At 35.0% G+C, this 12,196-nt stretch carries 12 protein-coding genes; 4 read left to right on the top strand and 8 right to left on the bottom strand.

The window, feature by feature from the left end:
* Window positions 1-104 precede the first annotated feature (104 nt).
* The 4 genes from accC to QWY91_RS02575 all read right to left on the bottom strand — a co-directional run bounded on the left by accC (window position 105) and on the right by QWY91_RS02575 (window position 4,497).
* Window positions 105-1,565 carry an acetyl-CoA carboxylase biotin carboxylase subunit gene (accC, locus tag QWY91_RS02590; protein WP_290231416.1) on the bottom strand — a complete coding sequence of 487 codons (1,461 nt, stop codon included), beginning with the start codon at window positions 1,563-1,565 and terminating at the stop codon, window positions 105-107.
* Window positions 1,566-1,592: 27 nt separating this feature from the next.
* Window positions 1,593-2,078, bottom strand: coding sequence for an acyl-CoA carboxylase biotin carboxyl carrier protein subunit (locus QWY91_RS02585; protein WP_290231414.1), 486 nt, complete (start codon window positions 2,076-2,078; stop codon window positions 1,593-1,595).
* 190 nt (window positions 2,079-2,268) lie between these two features.
* Window positions 2,269-3,606: an MBL fold metallo-hydrolase gene (locus QWY91_RS02580; RefSeq protein ID WP_290231412.1), complete on the bottom strand. Its 1,338-nt coding sequence runs from the start codon at window positions 3,604-3,606 to the stop codon at window positions 2,269-2,271.
* Between the two features lie 3 nt (window positions 3,607-3,609).
* Window positions 3,610-4,497 carry a sterol desaturase family protein gene (locus QWY91_RS02575; RefSeq protein WP_290231409.1) on the bottom strand — a complete coding sequence of 296 codons (888 nt, stop codon included), beginning with the start codon at window positions 4,495-4,497 and terminating at the stop codon, window positions 3,610-3,612.
* Between the two features lie 230 nt (window positions 4,498-4,727).
* Here QWY91_RS02575 and QWY91_RS02570 point away from each other — a divergent pair, with 230 nt between their 5' ends.
* Window positions 4,728-5,720, top strand: coding sequence for an aldo/keto reductase (locus QWY91_RS02570; RefSeq protein WP_290231407.1), 993 nt, complete (start codon window positions 4,728-4,730; stop codon window positions 5,718-5,720).
* 230 nt (window positions 5,721-5,950) lie between these two features.
* The gene (locus QWY91_RS02565) at window positions 5,951-7,513 is read left to right on the top strand and encodes a M1 family metallopeptidase (protein WP_290231405.1); all 1,563 of its coding nucleotides are present in this window, start codon (window positions 5,951-5,953) and stop codon (window positions 7,511-7,513) included.
* Between the two features lies 1 nt (window position 7,514).
* On the opposite strand, the gene QWY91_RS02560 is transcribed toward QWY91_RS02565, so the two are convergent.
* Both QWY91_RS02560 and QWY91_RS02555 read right to left on the bottom strand, forming a co-directional pair.
* Window positions 7,515-8,120: a YidH family protein gene (locus QWY91_RS02560; RefSeq protein ID WP_290231404.1), complete on the bottom strand. Its 606-nt coding sequence runs from the start codon at window positions 8,118-8,120 to the stop codon at window positions 7,515-7,517.
* A 40-nt stretch (window positions 8,121-8,160) separates the two neighbouring features.
* Window positions 8,161-9,192: an MBL fold metallo-hydrolase gene (locus tag QWY91_RS02555; RefSeq protein WP_290231403.1), complete on the bottom strand. Its 1,032-nt coding sequence runs from the start codon at window positions 9,190-9,192 to the stop codon at window positions 8,161-8,163.
* A 173-nt stretch (window positions 9,193-9,365) separates the two neighbouring features.
* On the opposite strand from QWY91_RS02555, the gene QWY91_RS02550 reads away from it, so the two are divergent.
* Window positions 9,366-9,779 (top strand): hypothetical protein, encoded by a 414-nt coding sequence (locus tag QWY91_RS02550; protein ID WP_290231402.1) that lies wholly within the window; start codon window positions 9,366-9,368, stop codon window positions 9,777-9,779.
* Window positions 9,776-9,970: a helix-turn-helix transcriptional regulator gene (locus QWY91_RS02545; protein WP_290231400.1), complete on the top strand. Its 195-nt coding sequence runs from the start codon at window positions 9,776-9,778 to the stop codon at window positions 9,968-9,970. The genes QWY91_RS02550 and QWY91_RS02545 overlap by 4 nt, the downstream gene beginning before the upstream one ends.
* A gap of 50 nt (window positions 9,971-10,020) precedes the next feature.
* Here QWY91_RS02545 and QWY91_RS02540 read toward each other — a convergent pair whose 3' ends face one another.
* Window positions 10,021-11,076: a glycoside hydrolase family 43 protein gene (locus tag QWY91_RS02540; protein WP_290231398.1), complete on the bottom strand. Its 1,056-nt coding sequence runs from the start codon at window positions 11,074-11,076 to the stop codon at window positions 10,021-10,023.
* Window positions 11,077-11,155: 79 nt separating this feature from the next.
* Window positions 11,156-12,196 (bottom strand): cytochrome d ubiquinol oxidase subunit II, encoded by a 1,041-nt coding sequence (locus QWY91_RS02535; RefSeq protein WP_290231396.1) that lies wholly within the window; start codon window positions 12,194-12,196, stop codon window positions 11,156-11,158.

Here is a 12,196-nt window from a genome sequence, read left to right as displayed (position 1 = left end):
TTCGAATTCTTAGAATTTTCAAATCGACAAATCAGCACATTTTCATATCAAACTTTACTAAAAACTGCAAACTGTTCCTGCCCACTGATAACTGCCGCTGCCTACTAATTTTTCTCTCTTGCTTCAGTAATTGGCAATCTTAATTTTTCCTGATCTTGTAGATATTGTTTTAAGGCAACCAAAGCAGCGAGCTTCGACTCCTCTTCGATTTCATTTTGTAGCTTTTCAGGAGAATAATATTTTTTTACAAAATGGGTATCAAAATTTCCCGATCGAAAAGCTTCATGCTCAAAGACAAATTTCCCAAAACTCAATGTTGTAGAAACGCCTTCCACCTGGTAATCACCGATAGCTTTAAGCATTAGCTGTATAGCTTCTTCTCGATTTTTGCCGTAAGTAATTAGCTTAGAAAGCATAGGATCGTAATAAATCGGAACATCCATACCTTCTTCAAAACCGTTATCTACTCTTATTTTTTCTCCGGAAGGAATTTGGTAACGCTCCAATTTCCCCACACTTGGTAGGAAATTATCCATTGGATCTTCGGCATAAACTCTTAGTTCTAATGCATGACCACTAATTTTTAAATCATCCTGACTAAAACTTAGTTTTTCCCCTCGTGCGATTTTGATTTGTTCTTCTACCAAATCGATTCCAGTGATATATTCCGTTACCGGATGCTCTACCTGAAGTCTCGTATTCATTTCTAAGAAATAAAAGTCTCTATTCTCGTCAAATAAAAACTCTACTGTGCCAGCACCAACGTAATCACAGGCTTCTGCTACTTTTACCGCTGCTTTCCCCATTTCTTCACGAAGTTTTTCGTCCAAAACTATTGAAGGTGCTTCTTCAATTACTTTTTGATGTCTACGTTGTACTGAACATTCTCGTTCAAATAAATGCAAGGTATTTCCATGAATATCGGCCAAGACCTGAATTTCGATATGGCGTGGAGAAGCTACATATTTTTCTATAAAAACTGATCCATCACCAAATGCCGACTCGGCTTCGCTAATGGCACGTTTCATTTGGTCTTCCAAATCTTTTTCCTCTTCAACTACCCGCATTCCCTTTCCGCCACCACCGGCAGAAGCTTTTATTAAAATAGGATAGCCAATTTCAGTGGCAATTCTTTTCGCTTTTTCAGGATCTATTATTGCTTCATCAATCCCAGGAACCATAGGAATATCATATTTTTTCACCGCATCTTTTGCAGCCAATTTGCTTCCCATAATCCGTATTGCTCTACTACGCGGACCAATAAACGTGATTCCGGCTTCTTCAACAGCTTCAGCAAAATTGGCATTTTCACTTAAAAATCCGTATCCTGGATGGATTCCGTCTACTTTTAATTTTTTGGAAACTTCAATAATTTTATCACCTAACAAATAAGATTGATTAGAAGGTGCCGGTCCAACACAAACCGCTTCATCCGCAAATTTTACATGTGGTGCATTTCTATCGGCTTCAGAAAAAATAGCTACGGTTTTTATGCCCATTTTCTGAATGCTTTTCATCACTCTCAAGGCGATTTCACCACGATTAGCTACTAATATTTTCTTCATATTTTTAGAATTTTAATGGAATTTGAATTAATCCATTCCGATAAGCAGTTGATTTTTTTCTACAGTGTCGCCTTTTTTTATCTGAAGGCTTTTTACCACGCCATCTTTGGGAGCAGTAATGGTATTTTCCATCTTCATCGCTTCTAAAACCAATAAGTAATCACCTTCCTTTACCTCACTTCCCTCTTCTACATTTACTTCCAGAATTAAACCTGGCATTGGAGCTTTAATATCGTTAATAACCTGAGAGGCGCCCAAAGACAAACCCATCTCTTCAATTAAAAGGTCTAAATCGTTTGAAATATTGACTTTGTAAATATTCGAATTGATTTTTACCGAATATTGCTTATTTAGAAAATCTTTCTTTTCTATAGAAGCTTTGAAAGACTTATCGTTGTGAAGAATGTGCAAACCTGAAGTTCCGTTAGGCTGAATATCTAGCGAACTCACCTGATCTTTTGTAAACTCAAATTCAGATTTATCATTTACATTTACCTTAAATTTTTCATTCATATTCAATAAATTCTAATATTACAGACAACCTAACCTTGTAAATATAAAAAAATAATGAATTTTTATTGAAGTATTAATAATTTATTAGATACATATTAATTAAAGATCTAAAATGAATTTTGAAACCAAATAAAAACCCTGACTTCTACTTGGAAATCAGGATTCATATTCTTAATAATTTGTAGCCTTTTTATTTAAACTCTTTTACAGCATCGCTAAGATCAAAAATCGCTACTCCTTTTAAGTTTTTTTCTAAGATACTACTACCGGCAGCAGATCGATACCCACCTGCGCAATGCACGACTATCGGTTTATCGGTAGAAATTTCATCACTGCGATCTCTTAACTCCTTTAAGGGAACCGCAACGGCATCTTCGAAGAATTTACCCTTGGCTACTTCAGAAGTGTTCCTAATATCAACTATGGTATAATTGGAAAGGTTTTCTTTAAATTGATCAATATCTAAAATCGCTGTGCTACTTTCAAGATTTTCAGCCACAGTAAAAATCGCTTTTAGATGTTTTTCATAACCTATTTTTGCAATACGCTCTAAGATTGCATCGATCTCCTGAACCGAGTCTACAACCAAATAAAAAGCTTCTTCAGGCTGAATTATAGCTCCTAACCAGGTTTCAAACTTTTGCTTTGGTGAAGTTGCCATTATATTGATGGCACTGCTTAAATGTGATTTTTTAAATTTATCCTCATTACGAGTATCTACTACTGTCAATTCTTCTTCTACTTCATCTACATTCAAAAATACCGGCACACTGTATTTTGCCTTCTGAACATTTGGAGCACCCACTTTATTTATGTCGACATCAAAACCGAAATAAGACGGAATAAAGGGTTGATCTTTTAAAATTTCCTCTACAAATTCATCTTCAGTTTGCTCTTTAAATGCCCAATTTCCCATACGCTCATTTCCTAAAGTACTGGAGGAATCACTACTCATATTCTTACCACACAACGAACCTGCTCCATGTGCAGGATAAACAATCGCATCATCTGGTAAATGATTGAATTTAGTTTGCATTGTGTTATACATTTGCTTGGCTAAATCGATGCGCTTCGCCTTCATGTTCCCTGCATTTTCACGAAGATCTGGTCGACCAACATTGCCTATAAACAAGGTATCGCCTGTAAAAAGAACTGTTTCATTGTTGTGCTTAGCAATTACCGTAATACTGTCTGGACTATGCCCAGGCGTATTTAATGCTTCAAAAGTTACATTACCTAATTCGAAAGTATCGCCTTCATCGAAAGTTTTATGATCGTAATCTGCACCAACCAGCTTACTAACATAAATAGTTGCTGCTGTTTCTTCGTGTATCTGTAAATGACCACTTATAAAATCGGCATGTGGATGAGTTTCAAAAACAGCAACAATCTTTGCATTATGATCTTCTGCAAACTCATAATATGGCATTGGATTTCGTGATGGATCTACAACTGCCATTTCTCCTTCGCTAATAATGGCGTAAGAATAATGCGCCAATGCTTCATCGTTAAACTGTTTTATAATCATCTTTTATTCTTTTGATTCATTATTATTTTTAAACGGAAAAGCCATCTGTTCCTTAAAACTTCTTGGAAATTCTTCGTCTCCCTTAAAACCAAGTTCTATAGTTTTCCCGCTCTCGGGAATATATGCTGTTTTAAAAATATAATCCCAAATGCTTAAACTTAACCCGAAATTCATTCCGTAGGGATGAGATTCTGGTAATTCTTTGGAATGATGCCAAATATGCATTTTAGGATTATTAAAAATGTAACCTAAAAATCCATAATTCCATCCCACATTTGCATGATTTAAATGTCCTACTAAAACACTAAACATGTGAACGATAAAAAACTCCTGAATTCCAAAACCTATCATAGCCAAGGGAACATATTGTGCAGTTTTATAAATGATAGTTTCCATGAAATGAAATCGAAACTGCGCCGCAAATCCCATCTCCTTTACACTATGATGCACTTTATGGAATTGCCATAACCACGGTCTTATATGTAACTGCCGGTGAACATTCCATTGTATAAAATCTGCGATAACAAACATGATGAGCAGTTGCGACCAAACCGGTAAAGTTTGGATATTTACCGCGACTATATTTTCTATTTCAAATAATCCAAGAAAATCATTAAAAACTGCAACTCCAATATTCGAAAGTGCATTGTAACCTATTAAGGAAAACAGGAAAAAATTGAATAAAATATAGAAGCCATCTAACCAAAAGCCTTTTCTAAAAATAGATTGATTTTTTCGCCAGGGTAAGGCAATCTCTATTATCCAAACACATAAAGAAATTGCGATTAGCCAATAAAAATAATTAGTCCAGGAAGGATTTGTAATTTCCTGCATCAGATAATTAAAATATCCGGTAAACGAATCCTGAATTATTTTTAAATATCGCTCCATTTCGATTTTATTCCATAGCAAAAGTAACCAAAACCTAAAGGAACGCTAGTAACTTTTGTTACAGTCTTATCTTGTTCTTCTCAGGCAAAAAATATATTAGAGTCTAAAACCTCCGTACACCTTAACAATCGAAAACCTTTAAGTGTTATAAAATATGTTATAAGCCGTTAAAGCAGCCTGAAGTAAAGGAATTCTTTATTAATTTCATTCCAAAATTAGAACGTAACGATATGAGTAATAAGAAAAATCTAAAATTAGAAAAACTGGCTTTTGGTGGTGTAGCCATAGGTACAGGTTTCGAAAAAATAGATGATAAACAAGCTGGCGAAGCTTTAGAATCTGCTTGGAAAAGCGGGATTCGGCAATATGATACTTCACCATGGTATGGATTAGGTTTAAGTGAACGTCGCATGGGACATTTCCTTAAAAACAAGAATCGTGAAGATTATATTCTTTCTACCAAAGTAGGGCGCCTATTTTCTCCTACTAACAACATTCCTGAAACACAGTGGGTAGATCCTTCTCCTTTTGATTACCGCTACGATTACACTGCTGAAGGTGTTCGACGTTCAGTAGAAGATAGTTTGCAGCGACTTGGTGTAGAAAGTATTGATTATGCATTTATCCACGATCTTTCTCCAGATAATAATGCCGATCTTGGTGATTGGGAAGAACATTTTGAAATTGCTAAGAAAGGCGCAATGCCAGAACTTACCAAAATGCGGGAAGAAGGACTTATTAAGGGATGGGGACTTGGCGTAAATACTGTAGAACCTATTATTAGAACGATCGATTATGCCGATCCAGATTTATTTGTTTCCGCTATTCAATATTCGATGATCGATCACAAAGCTTCTCTAGATCGACTTTTCCCTAAAATTCAGGAAAGCGGCGCAGGTCTTATCGTGGCAGCTCCTTTTAACGCAGGATTACTAGGCGGACAAAAAAGATATAACTATGCCGGAGAGATGCCAGAAGATGTGGATTCTCGATATAAAAAGATGATTAAAATCGCCGATAAGTACGATGTTGATTTGGCTAAAGCAGCGATTCAGTTTTCTTACGCACCAAAAGCTGTAGATACCGTTTTAGTTGGAGCCAGCAAACCATATCAAAACATCGAAAACGTAAAAGCTTTTAATATTCAGATTCCTAAAGATTTTTGGGTAGATCTTAAAAGTGAAGGATTAATTGACGAGCGTTGTGAAACCCCGCAGTTTTAAACTTTTAAATGAATTAAATGTTAGCCAAAGGTCACTATGGTGTTACAGTCACCCTGACCTTGGTTCAGGGTCTTATTCTATAATTTTGTTATATAATATTTATGAGATTCCGGATCAAGTCCGGAATGACGAATAGTTGATTACTGAAAAAGCCGCTTTTTAATTAGAAGCGGCTTTTTTATTTTCTAGCTGAATTGAAAACATTAATTTTGAGTTCCAAAAACGATAAAATGAAACGCAATTTTTTTCTTCTCTCTATTCTGAATATCCTGGCTCCTGCTCTATTTTTTGCGCAAAATCCTAAAGTCGATATTCAGGAATACGAATTTCATTTAAAACTGAATGATCAAAATAATATTATCGAAGGAAAAGCGATTATCGATTTTAAATACACTGAAAGTTCGGATGTTCTCGAATTAGATTTTGCTTCGGAAGAAAATGGAAAAGGAATGAAGGTCGATAGTATTCTTCAGAAAAATAATTCATTAAAATTTAGTCAGGAATTAGAGAAACTCAACATTAACACTTCTTCTGCGGAAGAAATAACCACTTATTACCACGGAATACCGAAGGACGGACTTATAATCAATGAAAATAAATACGGAGATCGTACTTTTTTTGGTGACAACTGGCCTAACCGCGCACACCAATGGTTACCAATTATCGATCATCCTGCAGATAAAGCAAAAGTTTCATTTTATGTAACGGCACCATCAAAATACCAAGTGATTGCAACTGGAACGCTTCAGGAAATTACCAATATTGATAATGAAAATTCACTTTACGTCTATTCTAGTCCGCTAGAATTATCTACTAAAGTCATGGTGATCGGCGTAGCAGAATTCGCAGTTCAGCATCGTGGTAAAATTGGAGAAATCCCTTTATCCACTTGGGTTTACCCGGAAAATAAGGAGGCTGGATTTTATGATTATGCGCAGGCTGAAGAGATTTTAAATTTCTTTACTGAAAACATTGCGCCTTTTCCTTTTACAAAATTGGCCAATGTACAATCGTCCACCCGCTATGGCGGAATGGAAAATGCAGGAAATATTTTCTATTCTGAAAGTTCTGTAGATGGTAGACGTTCTTCTGAATTTTTAATGGCTCATGAAATTGCGCATCAATGGTTTGGAGATTCTGCTTCAGAAATTGACTGGTCGCATCTTTGGCTAAGCGAGGGATTTGCCACTTATTTTACTGATTTATATGCCGAGCATAAATATGGGAAATCAAAATTAGATGAAAAATTACAGCAGGAACGCCGACAGGTCATAGGATTTAGTCAAGGTACAAAAACTGCGATAATCGATAGTTCGCGGACCGATTTAATGGAATTATTAAATCCTAATTCCTATCAAAAAGGCGCTTGGGTATTACATATGCTAAGAAGAAAAGTAGGTGATCAAAATTTTTGGAAAGCAATTCAGCAATATTACCAGAAATATAAATTTAGCAATGCAACTTCAACTGATTTACAAGCAGAATTTGAAGAAGTTTCAGGAAAAGATTTAGAAGCGTTTTTTAAACAATGGATTACACAATACGGACAACCAAAATTAAAACTTGAGGATACGTATAAGAATGGAAAATTAAAAATTACTGTGCGTCAACTTCAGAAAAATGAGTTCGAATTTCCGTTACAACTTCAGCTAAATTACAGTGAAAACAGGTCTGAAATTATCGATTTTGATATTACTAAAAAGAAACAAATTTTTGAGATTAAAACTTCAGAAAAACCGGTTTCGATAGATCTCGATCCAAATACCAATCTGCTATTTGAGGAAGCGCTCTAAGCTATTCAGCGATCATAAACATAGAAGGAAATCTTGTAGAATAATATATCACAAACTGCTGTCCCTGCAATCTAGTACTAAATTGACCATTTCGATAATCGATAGATTTTCTTATTAATTTCTTCCGGAGCTTAGGATTTAGCTTAATTCCCTGATTTTCGATGGTGCTGTAGTTATTCCGATATTGGAAAACGGCAAACTTTTCGTAACCTTTGTCACTAATATTTGTTTTAATTGGTTGTTCCGCGGTAACGGTAGCTGTTGTTTTTTGGTAAGAATTGGTAATAATCGTCTTAGTCAAATAATAGTTTGCTCCTTCGGCTATATGCTCTGTAACGATTGCAAAGCCAGCTACCCCAACGATAAGTATAATTTGCATTAATGTGACCATGCTATAGGTTACAGGATCTTTTTTGAAAGTTCCTTTTTCTATCTTTTCAGATCTCACAAAAATGCCTGCAAACAAGAAGCACAAGCCTAAAAAAATAAAAATGACACTCACATGTTTTACTAAAGCCCAGTAATCTATCAAATGCGTAAAAAGCATTTTAATTAAAAAACCGATAGCCAAAAATCCTAATCCAGTTAAATACCTAGTTTTTAGCAAATTTTAGAAGTTTGAAAAAAGATAGCTAAATTTCTAAGAATTATTCAAAATCCCACCAAACTTCCTGTTCAAATTTCTGATTGAGTTCATATAACTCTCCAATCTTAGGACTCACATAAGAAAGATTTTGATCGTTTGCTGCTTTTGTAAATCGTTTAATAGGTTCATTCCAAGGATGCGTGGCAAGAGTGAATTTTGCCCAATGCACGGGAATTACCTTTTTTGCTTTTAAGTCCTTGGCAGCAGTTACCATTTCTTCTGGAAAATTATGAATTTTAGGCCAGTTTTCGTTGTACTGTCCGCATTCCATAACAGCGAGATCAAAAGATCCAAATTTATCTCCAATCTCTTTAAACTGCGGACTATAGCCAGAATCTCCGCCCAAATAAAATACATACCCAAAAATTTCAAAAACGAAAGATGACCAGAGAGTATTTCCGCGTGTAAATAAGCGTCCAGAAAAATGCCGTGCTGGTGTAGCTGTTATTTTAAAATCATCGATAATTTTGACAGATTCCCACCAATTAAGCTCGGTAATTATAGCTGCTGAATATCCCCAATATTCTAAATGAGATCCTACACCTAAAGAACATACAATGCGCTTCACTTTACTTTTCAGCTTTTCGATGGTTGGATAATCCAAATGATCATAATGATCGTGCGTTAGCAAAAGAATATCAATCTGTGGCATATCTTCTACCGTATACTCATTTGCGCCATCGTACGCTTTACCAAAGAACGAGACGGGCGAAGCATTACCGCTAAAAACAGGATCTACAAGAACAGTATAATCTTTTACCTTAAGCAGATAAGAAGAATGACCAAACCATACAAAGGAAGGTTTATGGCCATCAATGCGCTTAAGATTCGTTACTACTGAAGGAATTTTTTGAGAAGGATTTACCGATTTTGGTCGATTCATCATCTCTTTAAGAATACTAAATGTTGAAGCATTTTCAGCGTTTACTGAAGTGGGCACTGCATTTTGGAAACTACCATTTTTATAATTATCGCATTGCTCAATTCTTTCTAATCGCATTCCAGATGGTGCTTTTCCAAATTGTTGAATCATAATTGTCAAATATAACAACACTTATAAATGTTGGCTTATAAAAGTATCTATTAACCATCAATTAGCTTATTAATTATGTATGAAAATTAAAAATGTAAATAAAACTTGACATTTGTGAAAAGACAACTATATTTGTAAAACAAACTTTACTTTTAATCAAAGAGACTTTACTTATGGAAGCAGAAAAAAATAATTGGCAAAGGGAACTAAAAAAAAATACGAAAGCCTTGGCCGTATGGACATTTTTATGGGTTTTCACTTTAGCATTTGTTGCATTTGGCCCAAAATTTATATGGAATGAGAATAAAACCATCACAATAGTGATGATCATTGTAAATACACTTATTGGGGTGGGCATGATTTTAATTAATCGTAAACAGTTAAAGAGACAAGATCCTTTACAACGTAAAATAACTATGGATGCTATGGCTATAACTTTAGGTATTACGTTAATTTTAGGAATTAGTTATTCTATGCTGGATATAACTAATCTAATTGCTTTTAATGCAGAAATTTCGCACTTGGTTTTCATTATGGGTATTACCTATTTAATCGCAATGCAAATTGGAAATGCTCGTTACAAATGAAAAATAAGATTAAAGTATTACGAGCTGAACAAAACATCACGCAGGCAGAACTTGCCAATCGTGTTGAAGTTTCAAGACAAACAATAAATGCTATCGAAAAAGGCAAATTTGATCCCAGTTTACCTTTAGCGTTTAGAATTTCGAGATTATTTAATGCAAGGATCGAGGATATTTTTCAGGATGAGAAATAAAAAAAGGCTGTCTTACCGACAGCCTTTTTTTATTATTTTTTCAGCTAAATTTAATCAGCTTTATTTTGATAAAAATCTGGAAATCCCTTTTCATCCCAACCAAAAGTTCTTGCCCTAGTATGGCGATTAAAATCATATAACGAATTTCCTCTTATCTTTTCGTAAACTCTTGCATGATAAATTAACACATCGGTTTCACCATCCTCAGCCACTGTAAAAGAGCTATGACCGGGACCAAATCTTCGTACTTCAGGATTAGTTGAAAATACCGGCTCTTCAGACTTATGCCAAGATTCTGGATCCATTAGATCGGCATCTTCATCTGCCCACAAAAGTCCCATCGCGTAATTTGAATCTGTAGCGCTGGCTGAATAGGTCATAAAAATTTTACCGTTTCTTTTAATTACCGCCGGCCCTTCATTTACTAAATAGCCGATACGTTCCCAATCATATTCAGGATTTGTAATTTCTATTTCTTCACCCTTTAGGCTTGTTGGTGTTTCCATTTTGGATAGCAAAATTGACGTTCCGCCTTCTTCTCTTACGGCCTGCGCCCAAGCATAATAGTGTTCTCCGTTATGTTCAAATGTTGTTGCATCCAAGGAAAAAGAATCACGAGATGTTGCTATTTGTCCTTCTTCTTTCCATTCTCCCATCATAGGATCTTCAGAATCATTGGATAAAGCGAACATTCTAATTTTCCATACATCTTCTGCCTGCCCCGCAGCAAAATAGATGTACCATTTTCCATCGATTCTATGCAATTCTGGTGCCCAAATATGATGACTCATCACTCCATTTTCATGCTTATTCCAAAGCACCTTTGGTTCAGCAGTACCAAGATCATTTATAGTTTTAGCAGCACGCATTTCTATACGATCATATTCTGGAGCAGTGGCAATAAAGTAGTACGTGCCATCTTCTGCTTTTAAAACCCATGGGTCTGCACGCTGCCCTACGATAGGATTATTATAAGTAATTTCTTCTGAAGGGGATCCTTCAGCTGTTTTTTGCTGTTCACTAACTTCAGCATTTTTACAACTACTAAACGTTGCAATAATTACACTCAGCAAAAGATAGCCTGAGATATTCAATTTCAATGACATTTGAGATATTATTAATTTATCTCCTAATATCTAACAATTTACCAATAAAAAAAAGATAAGTGCGAATTTTACACTTAAATTATTTCTGAAACTGCTGTTCTTCTCGATCAAATATTTTAATCATTTTAAAGGACTTCATTAAATGAAATAAGCCGGGCAAAATAACTCCGCCACCTATGATCAGCGAAATACCTAAGACCGTGATCACACTATCGGGAGATATATCTGCCAACAAATTAACTTCTTGGTTTGAAGTAATTATCACATTAGGAAAATGAGCTATTAAGGCAGCAAAAAGGACTAAGAAAACCTGTAATCCTGCAAAATATCTACTTAAAATTCGGCGACCAGAACGTATAAACTTCCAAAGTGGAAATAATAGAATTCCTGAAAGAACGATACACACCAGGGAAATAGGATTAGTTACAAAATCCCAGATAAAGGCTATTTCATTAAAAAATCCATAAACAATTAAAATAAATCCCAGCAGTACTAAAATTCCTGTTGAAATCTTCGATTTTCGGATATACATATTTTTGATATCACCTTCACTCTCTCCAATTAATAATGTTGAAGCTAAAAAAGCGCAAAGCGAAGCATAAAAGAGTCCCATTAAAATTCCAAAGGCGTTAAACCACGGAGCCATAAATAACTCATAGAATGTATAATTTGAATAATCTTCAGTAATAATAATTTTTCCACCAACTAAAGCTGCGAAACACATTCCCAAAAATACTGGAGTTATAAAACTAGAAAACCTAAATAAGGCGTTATATATTAATTGTGATTTATCTTCAAAAGCATCGTAATGTCTAAACACAAAAGAAACTCCACGCATTGTAATTCCTAGAAGAACCAGTGTTAAAGGTACATGTAGATGGATAATGAGAATATTGAAATACATAGGAAATGCTATCCAAAGAATAACTATAAGTATAATTAACCAAATATGATTTGCTTCCCATATAGGCCCCATTACCCGATAAATAGTATCGCGGTTGACTTTTTTATTTTCACGAGACGAAAACAACTCGACAATACCCGCACCAAAATCGGCACCACCCAAAAGCACGTAAAGCAACAGAGAAAAGAATAAGAAAAATAAAACTACGTATAACAT

Origin of the sequence: Zunongwangia endophytica, assembly GCF_030409505.1 — a bacterium.
Taxonomy (GTDB): domain Bacteria; phylum Bacteroidota; class Bacteroidia; order Flavobacteriales; family Flavobacteriaceae; genus Zunongwangia; species Zunongwangia endophytica.
The sequence above is the reverse complement of the archived record's forward strand: the minus strand, read 5'-3'. Positions and strand labels throughout refer to the sequence as shown.